The organism is Cupriavidus sp. 8B (assembly GCF_054589115.1).
The window spans coordinates 28,669-47,674 of sequence record NZ_BAAILO010000506.1; the positions used below are offsets into that span (position 1 = coordinate 28,669).

15 protein-coding genes and 2 pseudogenes are annotated in these 19,006 nt (G+C 62.7%); 1 reads left to right on the plus strand and 16 read right to left on the minus strand.

Annotated elements, in window-relative coordinates; translation table 11 throughout:
• Positions 1 to 1,070: 1,070 nt before the first annotated feature.
• From ACYP5B_RS45755 to ACYP5B_RS45765, 3 genes are all read right to left on the minus strand, one after another.
• Positions 1,071 to 1,964: an aldo/keto reductase gene (locus ACYP5B_RS45755; RefSeq protein ID WP_459573991.1), complete on the minus strand. Its 894-nt coding sequence runs from the start codon at positions 1,962 to 1,964 to the stop codon at positions 1,071 to 1,073.
• 126 nt (positions 1,965 to 2,090) lie between these two features.
• Entirely contained in the window at positions 2,091 to 3,311 is a 1,221-nt protein-coding gene (locus tag ACYP5B_RS45760; protein ID WP_459573992.1) for an MFS transporter, read from the minus strand.
• A 12-nt stretch (positions 3,312 to 3,323) separates the two neighbouring features.
• Entirely contained in the window at positions 3,324 to 4,433 is a 1,110-nt protein-coding gene (locus tag ACYP5B_RS45765) for an alkene reductase (RefSeq protein ID WP_459573993.1), read from the minus strand.
• Positions 4,434 to 4,710: 277 nt separating this feature from the next.
• Between ACYP5B_RS45765 and ACYP5B_RS45770 the strand changes: the two genes are divergently transcribed.
• Positions 4,711 to 5,595: a LysR family transcriptional regulator gene (locus ACYP5B_RS45770; protein ID WP_459573994.1), complete on the plus strand. Its 885-nt coding sequence runs from the start codon at positions 4,711 to 4,713 to the stop codon at positions 5,593 to 5,595.
• Positions 5,596 to 6,012: 417 nt separating this feature from the next.
• Here the strand turns inward: ACYP5B_RS45770 and ACYP5B_RS45775 are convergent, their stop codons facing one another.
• From ACYP5B_RS45775 to ACYP5B_RS45835, 13 genes and pseudogenes are all read right to left on the minus strand, one after another.
• On the minus strand, positions 6,013 to 6,411 hold the full coding sequence (locus tag ACYP5B_RS45775; protein WP_459573995.1) for a HepT-like ribonuclease domain-containing protein: 399 nt from the start codon (positions 6,409 to 6,411) through the stop codon (positions 6,013 to 6,015).
• Positions 6,408 to 6,698: a nucleotidyltransferase family protein gene (locus ACYP5B_RS45780; RefSeq protein WP_459573996.1), complete on the minus strand. Its 291-nt coding sequence runs from the start codon at positions 6,696 to 6,698 to the stop codon at positions 6,408 to 6,410. The genes ACYP5B_RS45775 and ACYP5B_RS45780 overlap by 4 nt, the downstream gene beginning before the upstream one ends.
• 63 nt (positions 6,699 to 6,761) lie before the next feature.
• Entirely contained in the window at positions 6,762 to 6,989 is a 228-nt protein-coding gene (locus ACYP5B_RS45785; RefSeq protein WP_459573997.1) for a transcriptional regulator, read from the minus strand.
• A complete protein-coding gene (locus ACYP5B_RS45790; protein WP_459573998.1) occupies positions 6,989 to 7,648 on the minus strand; it encodes a tyrosine-type recombinase/integrase in 660 nt (219 codons plus the stop codon). Before ACYP5B_RS45790 ends, ACYP5B_RS45785 begins: the two co-directional genes overlap by 1 nt.
• A gap of 49 nt (positions 7,649 to 7,697) precedes the next feature.
• Positions 7,698 to 8,104: pseudogene (locus ACYP5B_RS45795) on the minus strand (Na+/H+ antiporter NhaA).
• Between the two features lie 43 nt (positions 8,105 to 8,147).
• On the minus strand, positions 8,148 to 8,735 hold the full coding sequence (locus ACYP5B_RS45800) for a hypothetical protein (protein WP_459573999.1): 588 nt from the start codon (positions 8,733 to 8,735) through the stop codon (positions 8,148 to 8,150).
• 138 nt (positions 8,736 to 8,873) lie between these two features.
• Entirely contained in the window at positions 8,874 to 9,326 is a 453-nt protein-coding gene (locus ACYP5B_RS45805) for a YMGG-like glycine zipper-containing protein (RefSeq protein WP_459574017.1), read from the minus strand.
• A gap of 140 nt (positions 9,327 to 9,466) precedes the next feature.
• Entirely contained in the window at positions 9,467 to 10,066 is a 600-nt protein-coding gene (locus ACYP5B_RS45810) for a PqiC family protein (protein WP_459574000.1), read from the minus strand.
• A 2-nt stretch (positions 10,067 to 10,068) separates the two neighbouring features.
• A complete protein-coding gene (locus ACYP5B_RS45815; RefSeq protein WP_459574001.1) occupies positions 10,069 to 11,691 on the minus strand; it encodes a PqiB family protein in 1,623 nt (540 codons plus the stop codon).
• A pseudogene (locus tag ACYP5B_RS45820) lies at positions 11,684 to 12,942 on the minus strand (paraquat-inducible protein A). The gene ACYP5B_RS45815 and the pseudogene ACYP5B_RS45820 overlap by 8 nt, the downstream one beginning before the upstream one ends.
• Positions 12,939 to 14,387, minus strand: a complete 1,449-nt coding sequence (locus ACYP5B_RS45825) for an efflux transporter outer membrane subunit (protein ID WP_459574002.1) — start codon at positions 14,385 to 14,387, stop codon at positions 12,939 to 12,941. Before ACYP5B_RS45825 ends, ACYP5B_RS45820 begins: the two are co-directional and overlap by 4 nt.
• Before the next feature lies 1 nt (position 14,388).
• Positions 14,389 to 17,604, minus strand: coding sequence for an efflux RND transporter permease subunit (locus tag ACYP5B_RS45830; protein ID WP_459574003.1), 3,216 nt, complete (start codon positions 17,602 to 17,604; stop codon positions 14,389 to 14,391).
• A gap of 13 nt (positions 17,605 to 17,617) precedes the next feature.
• On the minus strand, positions 17,618 to 18,910 hold the full coding sequence (locus tag ACYP5B_RS45835) for an efflux RND transporter periplasmic adaptor subunit (RefSeq protein WP_459574004.1): 1,293 nt from the start codon (positions 18,908 to 18,910) through the stop codon (positions 17,618 to 17,620).
• Between the last annotated feature and the right edge of the window lie 96 nt (positions 18,911 to 19,006).

The following is a 19,006-nucleotide window of genomic DNA, read 5'->3' on the forward strand; positions in this document are numbered from 1 at the left end:
ATTTTAGAACGTGTGAGATGTCACTTTTCTTTACTCGCCTCGTAAAGAAAAGTAACCAAAAGAAAGCGATCCTTGCAGGAGGCTGGCCTATTGGGGTTACGTAGCCCGGTGGTTTCGTCGTTAGGCCCCGGGTTTTAATTGACTCGTGCCGTTACCGGTTTGAATGGCCACGATCCTGTTAATGACGCTGGTTTCGTGGTGAGGCCCCCGGTAGCAGCATCCCTGCCAATTCACCCATCTGCCGGTACCGGTGCAAAGCGCCACGATATATCACCCCGTGATGGTTTCGTGGTGGGGTGGGCGCGGTGGTGAAACCCTCGGATTTATTTTCGCGGTGCCACCGCGCCCACGACGAAAACGGGACGCATGCAACTTCGTGGCCGCCCGCGCCGCGAGCGACAGACGGCCTGAAATTCGTGGTGGTGGCTACCGGTGGGGGCCACCACGAAACCCTGGGCATTGGCAGCGTCGTGATGATCTAAACTGGTAACGGCACGAGGTCATTAGAACCCGGGGCCTGACGACGAAACCATTGGGGTCCCCAATGACGCCACGCCAGCCTCCTGCAAGGATCGCTTTCTTTTGGTTACTTTTCTTTACGAGCCGCGAGTAAAGAAAAGTGACATCTCACACGTTCTAAAACGGCCAACACCGTACAGCCGCGACAGCAGCTAGAAGCACTAAAACACCGCCCACTCACGCTATTCTGCATCAGCAGCTAGAAGCATGAAAACCCCGCCCACCAAGCGCCAAAACCCGCGTCAGCGGGCCACAAGCAATACACATCGCACACTTCCCCCAACCTACAATCCCTCCTCCAAGCTCAACAGACTTTGCGAACGAATCAGCGGAACGGGACACTAGTTGCCAATTGCCAATCTGCTGAACTGCCGCAGATTCGCACCAATATCGCTTGCCTCTTCCGCCGTGGCAGTACGGATCGCAATGCTAGGCATGGGATGGAGATTATCCTGAGGATCGTGGAGAGAGTGGCACTTCAACTCAAAACGTTGGGCAGCGAAGTGTTCACACGCAATAGCATCGCAGTGGCTGCTCATGGCCACGCGCATTCATTGCGAAATTGACGGAGTAGTGGACCACCCTTGCCGCCGTCGAGTGGTCGCGCGGTCCAGTTGACAAAATTCACCGTCGGATAGAGTCATCGCGCCGGCCGCCACATTCTCTTCCAGATGCGCGACCCGGGAGGTGCCCGGTATCGGCAGGATCACCGGACTGCGCTGCAATAGCCACGCGAGGGCGATCTGCCCGACACTCGCGTGATGGTTGCGCGCGATGGTGTCGAGAAGCGAACCGGCACGGGTCAGCTCGCCGGCAGCCAGTGGGAACCATGGGATGAAGCCAATTCCATGGGCGGTGCAGTAGTCGAGTACGTCTTCGCTTCCGCGGTCACCCAGGTTGAAGCGGTTTTGCACGGTCGCCACCTTGAAATATTTCGATGCAGCCTTGATGTCGGCCACCGATACTTCGCTCAGGCCAGCGTGGCGGACCACGCCGCTGTCGATCAGGTGGCGCACGGCGCCAAACTGCTCGTCCCGCGGCACCGATGGGTCGATGCGATGCAACTGCCACAGGCCGATCTGTTCGATATCAAGCCGCTGCAAGCTGCCGTGGGCTTGCTGAACCAGGTAATCCGGTCGGCCCTGCGGTGCCCACTGGTTGGGACCCGTGCGTGCCAGTCCCGCCTTGGTCGCTACGAGCATGTCGGCACCATAGGGATGCAGCGCTTCGCGAATCAATTCTTCCGAAACGTTCGGCCCATACGAGTCCGCCGTGTCGATGAAATTCACGTCGAGTTCGGGAAGGCGACGCAGGACACGGATGGCTTCGGCCCGATCGGTTGGCGCGCCCCAGATACCAGGACCGGTGATTCGCATCGCGCCAAATCCGAGCCGCCGAATTTCCGTGTCGCCGCCAATTTTGAAAGTACGGTGTGGGATAGTCATATTCGCCTTTACTGCTTGTGTTAGACCGATCGGGGGTGCACTACCCGCCGGGACAGGGATAGTGCCGGTTGGAAGCAGGCTGTCTCGGTGAGCTGCGGCAAACGCCTGCCGCGCGGTAGCGGTACCTTATGCAGCAGTGACCGCTCCTTTTTGCGCCCCTACCAGATGCTTGCCGATGCTGACTGTCAGGATCAGCGCCGCGACTTCACACGCAGCGGCGGTCCAGCCAAGGTTGTCCACCGAGGTGAAACTCAAGGTCAGGGAACCGAACGCGGCGCCGAGCGAAAAGCCGAGATACATGAACGAAGCGTTGAGTGACAAGGCAATGGGCGTGCCGCGCAGGCCAGCGAGGTTGATCAGCCCTGCTTGCTGCGCGGGGTAGAAGGACCAATGCGCCATGCCCCAGGCCACCACGCCGATCAGGACGGGAACCAGTGCCAACGTTTTCGGCAGCCAGTGCGCACTCGCCGACATGAGCGAGAAAGCCAGGATCGACACGCTCAGGCAGGGGATGATCACGCGGCTGGGGCCGAGGTGGTCCACTGCCTTGCCGCCGATGAACACGCCGATGGCTGCCGCGACACCCCAGGTGAACAGCACGTAGCCGATTTCAGCGCCATGCAACAGCGTGGTCGTGGCGACGAACAATGCCAGGTACGTATAGATCGTATAGGCGCCCATAGCCCAAAGTGTGGTGACGAGCAAAGTCATCAGGATGACCGGCTGGCGTGCGACATGGATACGCTCGCGCAGCGTGGCAGTCGGCAATCCCGCGCCGATGTTACGCGGCAGGCCGAACAGCAAGCCTGCCGTGGCCGCAGCAGACAGGGCGGCGACGCCCGCAAAGGTCATGCGCCAGCCGAGCCGGTCCCCGACCAATGCGCCAAGCGGTACGCCGAAGGCGACCGCGATCGTAATGCCGCCGTTGACGATGGCGAGCGCCGTGCCGCGCCGTTCTGGACCGGCGATCGCGCCGGCCAGCGCGTTGGCGCCGGGAACATACAGACCGGCGGCTGCGGCGAGCAGGATGCGGGCCGCCATCAATTCCCAATAGTTCTGGGCGGCCCAGGCAATGATGTTCGCCACCGTGAAGGCGGAAAGCACCAGAATCATCAGCGTGCGCCGATGGAACGCGCCGGTCAGTGCCGTCAGGATCGGCGAGCTGAGTGCGTAGGCCAAAGCAAACACGGTGACCAGCTGGCCCGTGGCGACAATGCTGGTATGCAGGTCCGTGGCAATGTCGGGCAGCAGGCCGGCAATCATGAAGCTCTCGGTGCCGACGGCGAACGTTCCTAGCGCCAGCCAGTACAGCGGCGCGAAGGACGTGGACTGGGTCGTGGAGTTCATCGTGTGCTCCGCTCACGCTGCTACCGTGTCGTCGCTATAGACCGGATAGTCGGTATAGCCGACCTCGGTGCCGCCGAAGAAGCTGGGACGGTCGTACGGATTCAGCGGCAGCTGGCGGCGCAGACGTTCGGGCAGATCCGGGTTGGCGATGAAGTCGCGGCCAAATGCGACCAGGTCAGCGTCGCCTGCCTGCAGGACGGCTTCCGCGGTATCGGCCTTGAAGCCGCCAGCGGCGATAATGACGCCGTTGTAGTGCCTGCGGATCAGTTGCGCGGCGACCGGGTTCGGATCCTTGCTCTCGTCATCCACATTGCCCAGCACACGCGGCTCGATCAGATGCAGGTAGGCCAGGTTCAGCTTGGCCAGTTCTTGCGCGACGTAAGTGAACAGGGCCTTCGGGTCGCTGTCGGACATATCGCCAAAACTGCCGCTCGGGCCAAGGCGCACGGCTACGTGGTCACTGCCCCACACCGAGATGACGGCCTGGGTGGCTTCCATCAGGAAGCGGGCACGGTTCTCGAACGACCCGCCGTAGATGTCGGTGCGCTTGTTGCTGCCGTCCTGCAGGAACTGATCGAACAGGTAGCCATTGGCGGCGTGCAGTTCGACGCCGTCGAAGCCGGCCTTCTTGCCGCGGACCGCGGCGGCGCGGAAGCTTTCGACCAGATCGGCGATCTCGGGGATCGTCAGCGCGCGGCTTGGCGTGTTCGGGATCCAGCCCGCTTCGGTGTAGGCGACGCCGCCATGCGACACGGCGGACGGCGCCACCGGCTGAACGCCGCCAGGCTGCAACTGGCTGTTGGACTGGCGTCCGGCGTGATACAGCTGCAGGAAGATACGGCCGCCCTTGGCGTGCACGGCGTCCGTCACCTGCTTCCAGCCGGCAATCTGGCTATCGTCGTAGAGGCCAGGGGCGCCGAGGTAGCCGTTGCCGTTGGGTGCTGCGATGGTCGCTTCGCTGATCAGGAAGCCGCCTTCCGAGGTGCGCTGGGCATAGTACTCGGCCATCAACGGGCCGGGCCTGGCGCCCTCTTCGGCGCGCATGCGGGTGAGCGGCGCCAGCACCACGCGGTGGGAAAATTCGTAACGACCGACTTTGACTGCGGAATGGAGTTTGGACATGATTTCCTCGAGATTGAGTGGCTGGTGACGCTCGATCAACAGCGGGCTTTCGACCTTGAGGAGAAGTGTATGGACGGACTGAAATAAGAAAAATGGGCTAAGGTTCCGAACATATTGGACAAGAACATCCGTAATCGGTCCGTTCGTCGCAGTGCCAGTCGCAGCCGGTTTGCGAACGCTTGTTCGGAGGCCGGCCCGATTTGCGAGCATTGGAAAATAAGGCTAAGGTATCCGTCATATCGGACAAATATGTCCTTAAATGGCCTCGGATGCGGCAATGGACAGCCTCAGCGGTATTTCAGTGTTTGTGCAGGTGGCGGAAACGCGCAGTTTTACTGAGGCGGGACGGCTGCTAGGCGTATCGTCTTCGGCGGTCGGCAAAAGCATTGCGCGCACCGAGGAGCGCCTCGGCGTGCGGCTCTTTCACCGCAGCACGCGCAGCATCACCCTGACGGCCGAGGGGGCGTTGTTCCTGGAACGGTGCCGGCGCATCCTCGGCGAGGTCGAAGCCGCCGAAGCCGAGTTGTCCGATGCCGCTGGCAGTCCGCGCGGCAGGTTGCGGATCAGCACGCCGCAACTGTCCGGGCTGATCATGCCGGCGCTCGACGGCTTCATGACGCAGTACCCGGACATCGAACTCGATGTCGATCTCTCCGATCGCATGGTGGATATCATCGAAGAAGGCTTCGATGCGGTTATACGCACGGGTGAGCAGCACGATTCGAGGCTGGTGTCGCGGCGCCTCGGTTCCTGCGGGCAGGTGCTGGTCGCTTCGCCCGGCTATCTCGAGAAGTACGGCGTACCCAAGCATCCGTCCGAACTCGTGCAGCATGCCTGTCTGCTACATAAATTCCCCGCTAGCGGCAAACTGGAACGCTGGCCGTTTCAGCTCGCTGCATCGGAAGCGGAACCGGAGTTGCCGCAAACCTTCGTCGCCAACACCATTGAAGTGCTGGGTTTTCTGGCGCTTCAGAACAAGGGGCTCGCCTTCCTGCCGACCTTCATCGTGCGCGATGCCCTGGCGAGCGGTGCGTTACAGATCGTACTGGACGATTTCATCGACCAGACCGTCACCTTCTGGATCTTGTGGCCGGCAAGCCGTTACGCTTCGCCGAAGCTGCGTGTCTTTATCGACTATGTCAGCCAGAATCTGCAGATCTAGCGACGGGCAAGGAATCGGCTAAAAGTCGCAAAGCCGGACTGAAGTGTCCGAAATGATCGGAATCGCAGCCTGTTTATCTCTAGTCTCCTCTCCATCCGCAGAAAAACCAGGCTCGGCCATCGGACTGGCACACAAACTCACCGCTATCGTGGTCGCGCCAGCCGACCAACGTCCGCCAATTGCCCGCTTCCGAGAGATACGCGGTGATCGTCATCTCAGACTCAATGCGTGGCTTCCCTGGTGCTGCAACTGAGTACTCCTTCCGATCGCCGCTTTCGAACCCGAACGGCGTGACGACCTCACGGTCTTGTGAGGTTTGCACGACGCCAAATACACGATCAAGGCGAATAGTCTCAAGGGACATGGCATGTGCCTGGCTATGTCTCTTCGTTACTACGCTTTTCCTTGTTCATGTACTCACGGCCTTGGACGTGGTGCGACCAGCTGATCAACGTCCTGCGACAGATCTTGGCTCAGTGTTTTCACCTGCTGTTTAAGCCCCGGGAGGTCGTTCTGGATGGTCTTCCAGACAATTTCCAGGTCCACCTTGAAATAGCCGTGCGCGACGGCGTTTCGCATCTGATATGCAAACGCAAGAGGCAACTCGGGGTGCGCTGTCGCAAAATCCGGATGGTGCTCCTCTATGTTGTGGCTTGCCTCGCCGATGATCTCAATGTTGCGGATCACCGCGTCCTGTGCCATCTCGCTCCCCAGGAACACCACTTCGTCCATGTCCTCCGTGTAGCGGGCAATCCGGTCGATGGCCTCCAGAATGTGCTCCAGATAGTCGACCAGCCGTTGCTTGTCTCGACTCATACCGGCACCGCTTCGGCAAGCACAATCGCCCGGAACTTTTCGGGCAGCGCCTTCGGTGTCAGCACATCAACGGGCACGCCAAGCAGTTGAAGCAACTCGTGCCGAATCGCGCCGATGTCGAACAGGGTGGTTTCTGGAGTCGGGTCGATCAGGATATCGAGGTCGCTGCCTTCAACATCGTCACCATGAACGACCGAGCCAAAAACGCGAGCGTTTCGTGCGCGATGGGATTCCACTACGCGTCGAATAGCCTCCCGGTGGGAGGCAAGTGCTAGAGATGGTTTCATAGCTTGCTAACCTCTTTCTCACTGTACCAAACAGATTCAATGTTTGCCCCCAATGGGGGGATATCAAGCGCTTTTTGCTTCCCGCACCAGAATCTCTCGAACATAGGCCCAAACGACTTCAGGCATGTTGCGAAAGTCTGTTGTCTGGCTCGGAGCAAGCCACTTATCTAGCGTTTTCTCCGGAACGCTGATGCGCTTCGCAAACGCGGCTCGGGTCGTGCCAAGCGAACCCGTCGCCTGGCGCAAGAACTCCTGCTGCGACTGCACGCCGGCCTTTTTCTTGTCCCCCATCAGATAACTCCTGCGACGATGGACGAAAGCCGTACAGGATCGCTCTCCACCAGCCTTTTAACGACAGATAGGCTCGAAACTCCAATCAACTCCTGAATCAGCTTGGTCGATCGCCCTTGGCGGTGGAGCATCACTGCAAAGGTCCGACGCGCCGCGCTTGCGTTGCCGTTGACGATACCGGCCTGCTGATGGAGCCTCCGAAAGATCTCCGTCAGCGACTCGCAAGAATAGCTGAAAGCTCCCGCTGCCGTGACACGCCGTGTGAAGGCGAACGGTTCACCCTCGCCGGTAAGGAAGAGCGGGCTTTGATGATCTAGTCCACGGTAAGCAGCCGGGCTCGTGGCGATGCCGTGCCGAGCAGCAAGCCGGTGCTCCAGGTACTTGTCTATTGCAGCCCGCACCTTCGTGCTTGCCCAAAGCAGCGGACGCGCTTTGCCATTGAAGGCAATCTCCGCCCGCAGCCTCGACTCGATCCGAGGCTGCCCGTTGGCCTGGAGATAGTCGGACACGAGCAGCTTGGCAATTTCATTGGGTGTGAGGCCCGTGCCGTAGGCGACGATCAGCAAAGCGACGTCTCGGGCGCTGTTATGCCCGGTGACCGCCGCGACCTTCAGCGCATGGCGTATCTGGCTGTCTTCGACTACTGGCGGTTTTGCCATCCCGTAATACTTCCAATAGTGGTTGTGTTACGAGACAGTATGCAAGCGATCAGGAGGGATTGCAACGGTGGCCGCGCCGCCAGGCCAGTCCTCGGAAAAAGATGAGCGCAGGCACAATCAATCCGCCTGCCCCGGCAACGACGGGAAGCACGACCTGCGCGGGTGTCGAGAGCTCACCACCGATCACCTCGCGCTTGACCTCCAGGCCTACCAGGAGGAAAAAATGGCCATCAGCCCGTCGTTGATCCAAAGCAGGAGCGGCTTCGCAATGGCAAGCGATCCGGATCGCATTTCCACAGGGATCTTCAGCAGATCGTCGTAGGCAGGGCGAAGCGGCGGATTGCTGCAGATCAACGCGAGTACTGCCGCAGCGAAGGGCAGCAGACCGCCGGCCGCTTCCAGCCTGAGGAAATCGGAGATGCCACCGTTTGCCCTGTCAATCGTGTTGTCTATCACGATGCCCGTCTGCCCTGGAATCCGTCCAGCGTCCAGCGGCCGCCTACTTCCCGGTAGCCGGTTCCACGGCGATCGCCACGGCTTCCGTGTAGACAGCCTCGACCTGGTCGCCCTTCCTGATGTTCTGCAACTGCGCAGGATCCTCTACTAGCAGATCCACCGTGTTCCCCATTGGCCCTTTCAGCGTGACCACCCTCTTCTTGGCGTTCACGGCGATGACGTTCGCCATCACGGTCATTTCCCTCCCGATCGTGCCGCCGGGCTTTGCTCCGGGAGCCGAGCGCTCGATCACCTCGCGCTCAGCGCTGGAGCGCAGGCCGTGGCCCTTTTTCAGGCTCAGCGAAATGGCTTCCCTATACTCGGCGGAGACCACGTCGCCAAGCTTGATCTGGTCGAAATTGCGCACCTCCTCGCCTACTACAAGCTGCTCCACCCGGCCATTCCGATCCTTCAATGACACGGTCCGGGTGGCGGCGTCGATGCCCACCACGGTAGCCGTCACCTTGGTGATGCCTGTCACGGTCGCCTGGCCAGGCGCCTTCATGACGTCCACCTTGGTTTGCGGCTGAGCCATCACCGCGGTCGCCGCCAGGGCCAGCGCCGCCATGACCAGGGATATCTTGCTCTTCATGTCTCTCTCCTTTTAACCCCCAAAATCTCGCCACGCCGCTCCCGCGGGGCCAATCAAGACGAAATCTTCGAGATGCGCAAGCAACGCCTCGACGGCTCGATCGGCATGCCGTTGTACCGTCCCACTGGCTATCGTTCCCTATTTGACCGTATAGCCCCGGCCTTCCATGCAAGCGGCATATGCCCGGTTGTAGGTATCCATGCTGCCTTGGGCAGGTTGCTGCGCTGCCTGCTGGTTCCTCCGTGCCCGTGCCCCGCCGGCCATGGTTCCGGCCACGGCGCCCGCCGCGGCGCCCTTCCCCGCGTCACCCGCGATGGCGCCGATGGCCGCACCGCCGGCCGCGCCCCGCGCGGCACCTCGCACGCGCTCGCCGCCACCCCCCGGCCCGGATGGCGGAGGCGGTGCCGCCGCTACTGCGGCCGGATCGACACCTGTGCTGTTCTTTGCCCATACATAGCACTGACCGTCATCTTTCTGCTGCTGCCCGGCGCTCTGGCCCTTGGCCGGGTAGACAATCGGCTTTGCCTGCGCGAGGCCGAGCGACAGCGCCGCGACGGCAACGGCAACGGCATAAACCCTGCGTCTGTTCATTCCGTTCATGACGACTCCTTCGTGATGGCGCACCGTTGCGCGATGCCATGAACCCGCCTGGCCATCCGCGCTACCAACGCCCGCAGTGATCCGGTTCGCGACACCGGCCAAGCCATGCCGCAGCCGCTCATGGGCGCGACTCATGGCGCGCCGCTTTGCCGGATCGCTGTGGCGATATCGCGGCTCAGCGTTGCCACGTTACGGCTATGCGCTGCCACCATGGCGCCATAATCCTTGCCGGCAACCCGTTCCTGCGCAAATGTGCGGCCGCTCAGCACCGCCGCGCCGTTGGGTAGGCGTACCGACCACAATGCCTCGACCGTGGCCGTTTCGCCCAACGACGAATCGAAACGCAGCACGTCAATCCGCACCCAATACCCACCGGTCGATCCTTTACCCTGCTCGGCCGTGGATACACGTGCATCCGCCAGCAGTTGTGCCAGATCGCCAGCGACCGCGCGCTGGATCTCGCTCTTGAGCGGTTCTGCCCAGCGTGCGAACTCTGCCAAGCGCACCTCGTTGACACCGACCCGCGCCACGAGCTGCGGCCGGTCAACCGTCTCGGGTACTGTCACAGGCGCGACCAGGACGCTGATCGCCTCGCCGGGCACCATGCCCGCGCTGCCGCCTTCAGACGCGGCCGCCGGACTGAGCGTGTAGAACTTCGCCGTCGGAGATGCCGCGCAACCGGCGAGCGTCCCGATCGCAATCGATACGGCAAGCAGCAGGATGGCTCGCATCATCATTTCCCTTCATCCGATTTACCGCGGATCAGCGCCTCCGGATGGCGTTCCAGGTAATCGGCCAGGTTGCGGAACGCCGCCGCCGTGCGTGAAAGCTCGCGCATCACGTCGCCCGCATTCTCCTGGAGCGCCGAATCGGGCTGCATGGCGACGTTGGCCGAGTCGAGCGCCTCGCGCGCCGCCGCGAGCGTGCCGCGCGCCTGCGGTATCACCTCCGCGTCCAGCCGGTTGAGCAGCGTATGGGCATCCCGGATGGTCTGCTGCATGTCGTGGCCGAGGCCCTCGATCGGCACCTTGTTGAGCTTGGCCAGCAGCGCCTCCACCGAATCCTGCAGCGGCTGCAAGCCACCCGGAACGGTAGGTATTTCGGCCGGGGCCTTGCTCCAGTCCACCGCGGCCTTGGGTGCGTTCGGGAAGAAATCGAGCGCGATATAGAGTTGCCCGGTCAACAGGTTCCCGGATCGCAGCTGAGCACGGAAGCCTCGCGCGACCACCGTGTCCAGCACGGCCTTCTTGTTCGGCGCGATAGGTCCGCCTTTCGGCCCCGACGCATAGCGTCCGGTGAACCGTTCCGGATAGAAGTGCACCTCGACCGGAATGCTGAACTCCTTCTTGACCGGATCGAAACGCGTATTGATGGCCGCCACCTCGCCCACCACGATGCCGTGGAAATCCACCGGCGCACCCACACTCAGGCCCCGCACCGAGGATTTCGTGAAGTTGAATACGTAGGTCTCCACGATACGTTCCTTACGCACCATCGACTCCAGGCGCGTGTGGAACAACGCGAACTGCGCGTTCGCCGGGGCAGGCGGGAGCCCGGCTGAAGCCGGCGGGCTCTGGAAGGCCAGGCCGCCGACCAGGATAGCCACCACGGATTGTGTCTCGAGCTTGATGCCAGCGGCATCGATCGATACATCGACGCCACTGGCTTGCCAGAAGCGGGTATCTTCATTCACATACTTGTCATACGGCGCGTTGACAAAGACCTTCAACGTCACGCCATTGCCGTCCGGATCCAGCTCGTAGGCGGTGATTTGCCCCACCTGCAAGCGGCGGAAGAAGACCGGCGAGCCAACGTCCAGCGAGCCGATATCCTCGCTCTTCAGCACAAACTGACGCCCGGGTACGTCGCTGCCGAACACGGGGGGCGTCTCGAGTCCGACATAGTCGCGCCGCTTCGCCGTCGCGCTGCCAACGTCCATGGCGACAAAGGAACCACCCAGCAGCGTGCTGAGGCCCGAGACCGTACCGCCCGAGATACGCGGCCGCACCACCCAGAAGCGCGAATCCGCCACCAGCAGTCTCTCCGCATTCTTGCTGATTTCAGCGCTGGCGATCACGTTCTTCCGGTCCGGGGACAGCGTTACGCTGCGGATCAGGCCGATGTCGACATCCTTGAACTTGAGCTTGGTCTTGCCCGCCTCCAGCCCTTCGCCGGTCCTGAAGCTGATCGTGATCGTCGGCCCGCGCTCCAGCACGGACTGGACGGCCAGTCCCACGCCGATCAACACCGCTATCAGTGGGATCAGCCAGATCAGCTGCAGCCGCCAGCGCGGCTGCGGTGCTACCACGGCCTCGGGGAGCGCGTCGGGTTCCGGTAGTTCGGGAGGGCTAGCCATGATGGTCCTGCGGTTCGTCCCAGATCAAGCGCGGGTCGAACGTCATGGCGGCGAACATGGTAAGCACGACCACCGCGCCGAATGCGAGCGCCGCCGGCCCCGCCTTGACTGTCGCCAGCGCGTCGAACTGCACCAGCGCCACCAGGATCGTGATCACGTAGATATCCAGCATCGACCACTTCCCGACAAACTCGACGATCCGGTAGATGCGCGCGCGCTGCGATGGCAGCCACCTTGAGCGGCGCTGTACCGAAATCACGAGATACAGCAGCGCGAGGATCTTCAGCATGGGCACGGCGATGCTGGCGACGAACACCACCACCGCCAGCGGCCACGAGCCCGAGGCCCAGAGGTATACCACCCCGCTGAGTATGGTGTCCCGCTGCGCGCCGAACAGGGAACTCGTATCCATCACCGGCAGGACATTAGCTGGGATATACATCACGATGGCAGCAATCAGCAGCGCCCAGGTGCGGGCAAGACTGCCGGGCTTGCGCAAATGCAGGCTCGCGCCGCAGCGCGGGCAGTGCGCATGTTCCGCTGAGGGTTTCAGGCGCGCCAGCAATCCGCAACTGTGACACAGCGCCAGCCCAAAACGCGCCGCCGAGACATGGGAGACAGGAGGCACATGACCGTTGGCGTTCATCGCGGCGCTCCCAGCCTTGCCCACACATCACGCGAATCGAAAGCGGCGCTTGCGGCCGCCAGCATCAGCATGAGTGCACCGAACGACCAGATCGCGATGCCTGGCACCACCCCGGCGATATGCGCCAGCTTGACCACCGCCACCAGCACACCGATGATCAGCACCTCCGTCATGCCCCAGGGCTTTGCCAGATACAGGAGCCGGAAGAGCAAGTCAGGCCGCCACGGAGATCGGCGTAGCCTGATCGGCAACAGCAGATAGCTCATCGCGGCCATCTGCAGCAATGGCGTCAGGATGGTCGTCACGAGCACCAGTGCCGCCATGGGCCACATCCCGTCCTGATACAGCACACGCACCGCGCCAAACAGCGTCGTATAGACGACGTGACCGCTGAGTGCCAGACCAATGATCGGAAACACGTTCGCGAGGATGAACAGGACCAGCGCCGCCAGCGTGCAGGCGAGCGCCCGGTCGATGCTCTGCGGGTGGTAACGATACAACTCTGCGCCGCAGCGCGGGCACCGCACAATACCGCCGCGCGGCATACGCGGCTCCCGCAACAGCAAGTCGCACTCGTGGCAGGCCGTCAGCGCGAACCGTGTCATGGCGAACTCTCCATGGTGGACTTCGCCGGGCCAGCCACGCCGGACATCCGGTCGGCCTCGACCACCCAGCCGCCGCCCATCGCCTTGTAGAGGTTGACGATGGCGGTAAACACCAGGCCCTGTGTCTGCGTATAGCCGAGCTCGGCGTTGAACAGGCTGCGCTCGGCATCCAGCACCTCGATATAGCTGGTGTAGCCCGCCTCGTAGCGCAGGCGCGCGAAGTGCGAATACGAACGCAGGGCATCGACCTGGCGCCCCTGTACGACGAGCTGCTCACGCGACTTCTGCGCCGTGATGAGCGCATCCTCGACTTCCTGGAAAGCAACCTGTATTGTCTTCTGGTATTGAACGAGGACCTGTTGTTGCTGCGCCTGCGCCTGCTGTACCTGGCCCCGGATGCTGCCCGCGGTAAAGATCGGCTGCGCCACGGAGCCGGCATAGCTCCAGATCCGCGCCGGCCCGGTAAACAACGTCGAGAACTCCCGGCTGGAAGTGCCGAACAGGCCGGTCAGAGAGATCGACGGAAAGTACAGCGCACGCGCGGCGCCGATCAGCGCATTGGCGGCCACCAGGTTCTGCTCCGCCTGGAGCAGGTCCGGACGGCGCTGCAACAGGCTGGACGGCAGCCCCGCCGGCACCACCGGCAGTTCCAGTTGACCCAGATCTCGGCCTCGGAGGATGGGCCCCGGGTTACGCCCAAGCAGCACCGACAAGGCGTTCTCCTGCCGCGCGATCTGCGCTTCTATCTGCGGAATGGTCGCCAGAGCGGCTTCATACTCGGACTGATTCTGTGTCACCTCCATCTGCGCCACGGTGCCGCCTTCATAGCGTTGCGTGAAGACCTTGAGCGAATCGGCGCGGCTCGCCGTCGTGGCCTTGGCGATCTCGAGCTGCCTATCGAGGTCCCGCAGATTGATGTATGCGGTGGCAACCGACGCCACCAAGGTCAGGATGGTTGCGCGCCGCCCTTCCTCGCTCGCAAGCAGGTTGGCCCGGGCAGCCTCGGTCTGGCGGCGCAGCTTGCCAAACACATCGATTTCCCAGGATGCCGACAACGCGGCGGTCAAGGTGCTGAACTCGGGCCCGATACCTGGCGGCACGGGCGTCGCTCCCGCCCGGCTGATGCGCTGGCGCTGGGCGTCAAACGACGCGCCAACCTGCGGAAACAGCTGCGCGCGGGTGGTCGCGAACTGGCCGATGAACTGGTCGACCCGTGCCGCGGCGATCTTCACATCCTTGTTCTCCGCGAGCGCGACCGCCACCAGTTCATTCAGCACCGGGTCGTGGAACTCCTCCCACCATAGCGTGTTCGCCACGTCCTTCGCCTCGCCGCTCTCAAAGCGGAACGCCTGCGGCGTGTCGATCGGAGGCCGTTGATAGTCCGGCCCCAGCGCGCAGGCGCAAACCACCAGGGTCGCGATCGCCAGGATGGAGTGGGCACGCATGTCAGCGATCCTCATGGCCGCCAGCCAGCGGGCCGGTTGCCACTGTCTCACCGGTCACCTCCGGTGCGCCAGCCGAACCGCCGCTGCCCGCCTTTTTGCTGCCGCGCCTATCCGTCATCGACTCGATGACGTGATAGAACATCGGAATGAAGAAGACCGCGATCACCGTGGCACCGAGCATGCCGCCGATCACACCGGTGCCGAGGGAGTGCCGGCTGTTCTGGGAGGCGCCCAGTGCGATCGCCAGCGGCACGCAGCCCAGGATGAAGGCAAGCGATGTCATGATGATCGGGCGCAGGCGCTCGCTGGCTGCCGTCATCGCCGCGTCGTACACAGACATGCCCCCTTCCCTGTTCAACACGGCGAACTCGAAGATCAGGATCGCGTTCTTCGCCGCCAGCGCCACCAGCATGGTCAACCCGATCTGGAAATAGATGTCGTTGGTCAGCCCACGCAGCAAAATCGCCACCAATGCGCCGAACAGCGCGAAGGGTACCGCCAGCAGCACCCCGAACGGCAGGCTCCACTTCTCGTATTGGGCAGCTAGGATCAGGAACACCATCACCAGGCCGAAGCCGAATACCAGGGCTGACGTGCTGCCGGACTGCTGCTCCTCGAACGCCTCACCGCTCCACGCCACGCCGAAATCGGACGACATCACTTGCGAGGCGACTTCCTGGAGCGCCGCGATCGCCTCACCGGAACTGCGGCCGGGCGCCGGGTTGGCTGTGATCTTGACTGCCGGGAAGTTGTTGAAGCGCGTCACCAGATCCGGCCCGGTCACATACCTGGATGTCACGACAGCCTTGAGCGGCACCATGTCGCCAGTCCTGCTGCGCACGAAAATCTGGGCCAGATCTTCCGGCGTCAAGCGGTAGCTCGGCTCCGCCTGCAGGATCACCTGCCACAGACGGCTCAGCTTGTTGAACTGCGACACATAGAGCGAACCGAAATTCGTCTGCATCGCGCTATAGACATCCTCGACCGGAACGCCCAGCGTTTCCGCCTTGTCGCGATCCACGTCGACCAGCAATTGCTGCGACGACGCGTTGAAGGTGGCGGTGGCACTGGCAATCTCGGGGCGTTGATTCGCCTTGGCGATAAAATCCCTGACCACCGCCGCGAGCTGGCTGTTGTTCGCATCGCCCTTGCTCTGTATCCACATCTCCATCCCGCCCGTGGTGCCGAGCCCCGGAATCGACGGCGGGTTCACCGGCAGGATCACGCCCTCGGGTACCTTCGACAGCGCCTGGTATGCCCCAACGATGACTGCCCTGGCGTTCTGGCTGCGAATATTCGCGGATTTGTAGCGCTCGTCGAAAGACTTCAGGCCGACGAAGAAGGCTGCCGCATTATTCTTGTTCTGGCTGTCGAGAAGGCTGTAGCCATCGACCACGGCGATACCGCTCACGGCCTCCTGCTTCATGAAATACTCGGCCGCGCGCCTGGATACGTTGCCGGTGCGATCAAGACTCGCCGCGTCCGGCATCATCACCACGCCGAGCAGATAGCCCTGGTCCTCCGGCGGCAGGAACCCGGTCGGGGTCGACTTCATCAGCATGACAGCGATCGCGGTCATGCCCGCAAACAGCAGCAAGGCGATGCCGGAGCGCTTGATCACCAACGCAACCGCGCGCGAGTAGCGGGCCGTCATCCGCGCAAACTTATCGTCGAACCATGTGAAGAAGCGCCCCTTCTTATGATGCCCCCCTTTCAGCACCACGCCCGCCAGCGCCGGAGAGAGCGTCAGCGCAACCACGCCGGAGATCGCCACGGATATTGCGATGGTGATTGCAAACTGCTTGTAGAGCTGCCCGGTGATGCCGCCCAGGAACGCCACCGGAACAAAGACCGCGCTCATCACCAGCACGATTGCCACCACGGGCCCCGCCACTTCGTCCATCGCGCGCTTGGCGGCCTCTTTCGGGCTCAGGTGATGCACCACCATGTTGCGCTCGACGTTTTCGATCACCACGATCGCGTCATCGACCACGATGCCGATCGCCAGTATCATGCCGAACATCGTCAGCATATTGATCGAGAACCCCAGCACGCTCATGCCGCTGAACGTGCCGACGATCGACACCGGGACCGCGAGCACCGGAATCAAGGTGGCCCGCAGGCTCTGCAGGAAGATGTACACGACCGCCACGACCAGCACCAGCGCTTCGACGAAGGTTTTCACCACGTCCTTGATCGATGCACGGGTAAACTCGGTCGTGTCCATGACGACCTTGTATTCGATGCCTTCGGGAAAGGAGCTCTTCATCCGGGCCAGCGTCTCGGTCACCTGCTTGGAGACATCCAGCGCATTGGCGCCAGGCTGCTGCCATACCGCCAGCAGCGTAGCGGGCTTGCCCTGGTAACTGCTGCGGATCGAGTAGTCTTTTTGCCCCAGCTCGGCCCTGCCCACGTCCCTGAGCCGGACGATCGCGGCACCGCCACTGGCGGCACGTATGATGATGTTCTCGAACTCTTGCGGCTCGGTCAGCCTTCCCGAAGTCGTGACGGCGAACGATTGCTCGACCGGCGTGCCAGTCGGCGACTGGCCGATACGGCCCACCGCGAACTGCTGGTTCTGGTTGGCGACCGCCCGCTGTACATCCGAGGCCGTCACCTTCAGCTGCGCCATGCGGTCCGGCTTGAGCCAGATCCTCATCGCGTAGTCGGGAGTGCCGAACACGCTGGTCTGGTTGGCGCCCGGGATGCGCTTCAGCGCGTCGAGCACATAGATATTTGCGTAGTTGGCGATGTAGGTGGGCTCGTAGCGATTGGTCGACGAGTAGATCGCTATGACCATCATGAATGCCGACGACTTCTTCTGCACACTGATGCCCTGGGCCTGCACCGACTGCGGCAATTGTGGCAACGCGAGATTCACCCTGTTCTGCACGTCCACCTGCGCAAGCTCGGGATTGGTTCCGATCTCGTAGAACACGCTCAGCGAATAGCTCCCGGTGGAGGAGCTCGACGAGTTCATGTAGATCATGTTGTCGGAGCCATTGACCTGCTGCTCGATCGGCGCTGCCACATTGTCCGCCACGACATCGGCATTCGCGCCAGGATAATTTGCCGCCACGGTAATCTGTGGCGGCGTAACGTCAGGGTACTGCGCGATCGGCAGGGCGAGCATCGCCACGGCGCCCGCCAGGGTGATGACGATCGAGATGACGGATGCAAAGATCGGCCGCTCGATGCAGAAGTGGGAAATGTTCATGGGACTTGGCCGGTTACGGCTTCTGGGCCGGGTCTGGCTTGGCAGACCCCGCCACCTGATTCTCGGCCGGCACCGCGCCCGCTGCCTTCCGGGCTGGCTGCGTGCTACCGCCGGTTGAGGCCGCAGGTGCCCCGGTGATCTTGAGTGGCGCGCCAGCGGCGACACGGATCGCGCCGTCTACCACAATGCGCTCGCCGGCGCGCAAGCCTTGCTCGATGAACCAGTCGGCACCGTGCCATTCGCCTACATCCACCACCCGCTGCCTGGCCTGCTTGCCATCCGCGTCGATCACCCAGACGAAATGGCTCTTGGCACCCTGCAGCACTGCGCGCTGCGGCACCAGGATCGCATTGGGCTTGCTCGCCCCTAGCACCCGTGCCCGCACGAACTGCCCGGGACGCAGCGTTCCTTGCGCGTTAGGCAGCACCGAGCGCACCAGAAAGGTGCCGGTTTCCTTGCTGTAAGACGGGTCGGCAAAGTTGATGTGGCCCCGGGTCGGCAATATCGAACCGTCGGCGAGAATGATCTCCACCTCGAAATCGTTGCTCGCGGGAAACTGCAGCAGTCCCTTGGCGATCTGATCGCGGTAGCGCAGTACCTCGTTCTCGGAAATGCTGAAGTTGACCCACATCGGGTCAAGCTGGGACACGTAGGTCAGCAGGCCGGACTCTCCTGGCGTGACGTAGCTGCCGTCCTGCTTGCGCGCATAGCTTGACACGCCGCTGAGGGGGGTGGCGATGGTGGTGTAACTCAGGTTGAGTTGCGCAGTCTGGACCTGCCCTTGCGCCGCGATCACCGCGGCCTGCGCCTCGCGCTCGCTGCCGATCGCATCGTCGAGGTCCTTCAGGCTGACTGCGTGTTGCTCGGCCAGCGGCTTGACCCGCGCCAGGTTGGCCCTGGTCACGGTCAGCCGCGCCTGCTGTTGCGCGAGCTGCCCCTTTGCGGTCTGGAGGGCGGCTTCGAATGGCTTGCGATCCATCTGGAACATGGTCTGGCCAGCCCGCACCAGCTGGCCTTCGGTGTAGAGCCGTTTCTCGAGAAACCCCTCCACCCGCGCCCGAATCTCGACTTCGCGCGAGCTCTGGGTCTGCGCGACAAACTCGAACGAAATCGGCGTATCGTGCGCGCTCACCGTCATCACGGTGACTTCCGGCGGCTCCCGCGGCGGCAGGCCGGCCGGCTTGCCGCATCCGGCGAGCGTGACAACCACTGCGGCAGCAAGCGCCCACCGGGCACCGGCAAGGCATGCCTGCCCATGCCCACCGAGCGAGGAACCCGTCCTGGTCTGGAACGATGGATTCACCATGGGAGTCTCCGCGGGACCGCTGTTCGAACCCACATCGGCATGCAGGCGTCGGCCTGCCCTGCCTTACGTCAGGCGGGCGGAACGGGAGCCATGCCG

Coding starts and splice junctions, on each gene's coding strand:
- ACYP5B_RS45765 (WP_459573993.1), bottom strand. CDS start 4,433: ATGTCCAAACTCCATTCCGCAGTCAAAGTCGGTCGTTACGAATTTTCC.
- ACYP5B_RS45775 (WP_459573995.1), bottom strand. CDS start 6,411: ATGAGTCGAGACAAGCAACGGCTGGTCGACTATCTGGAGCACATTCTG.
- ACYP5B_RS45760 (WP_459573992.1), bottom strand. CDS start 3,311: ATGAACTCCACGACCCAGTCCACGTCCTTCGCGCCGCTGTACTGGCTG.
- ACYP5B_RS45800 (WP_459573999.1), bottom strand. CDS start 8,735: ATGAAGAGCAAGATATCCCTGGTCATGGCGGCGCTGGCCCTGGCGGCG.
- ACYP5B_RS45830 (WP_459574003.1), bottom strand. CDS start 17,604: ATGAACATTTCCCACTTCTGCATCGAGCGGCCGATCTTTGCATCCGTC.
- ACYP5B_RS45790 (WP_459573998.1), bottom strand. CDS start 7,648: ATGGCAAAACCGCCAGTAGTCGAAGACAGCCAGATACGCCATGCGCTG.
- ACYP5B_RS45835 (WP_459574004.1), bottom strand. CDS start 18,910: ATGGTGAATCCATCGTTCCAGACCAGGACGGGTTCCTCGCTCGGTGGG.
- ACYP5B_RS45825 (WP_459574002.1), bottom strand. CDS start 14,387: ATGCGTGCCCACTCCATCCTGGCGATCGCGACCCTGGTGGTTTGCGCC.
- ACYP5B_RS45780 (WP_459573996.1), bottom strand. CDS start 6,698: ATGAAACCATCTCTAGCACTTGCCTCCCACCGGGAGGCTATTCGACGC.
- ACYP5B_RS45770 (WP_459573994.1), top strand. CDS start 4,711: ATGGACAGCCTCAGCGGTATTTCAGTGTTTGTGCAGGTGGCGGAAACG.
- ACYP5B_RS45805 (WP_459574017.1), bottom strand. CDS start 9,326: ATGAACAGACGCAGGGTTTATGCCGTTGCCGTTGCCGTCGCGGCGCTG.
- ACYP5B_RS45755 (WP_459573991.1), bottom strand. CDS start 1,964: ATGACTATCCCACACCGTACTTTCAAAATTGGCGGCGACACGGAAATT.
- ACYP5B_RS45815 (WP_459574001.1), bottom strand. CDS start 11,691: ATGGCTAGCCCTCCCGAACTACCGGAACCCGACGCGCTCCCCGAGGCC.
- ACYP5B_RS45785 (WP_459573997.1), bottom strand. CDS start 6,989: ATGGGGGACAAGAAAAAGGCCGGCGTGCAGTCGCAGCAGGAGTTCTTG.
- ACYP5B_RS45810 (WP_459574000.1), bottom strand. CDS start 10,066: ATGCGAGCCATCCTGCTGCTTGCCGTATCGATTGCGATCGGGACGCTC.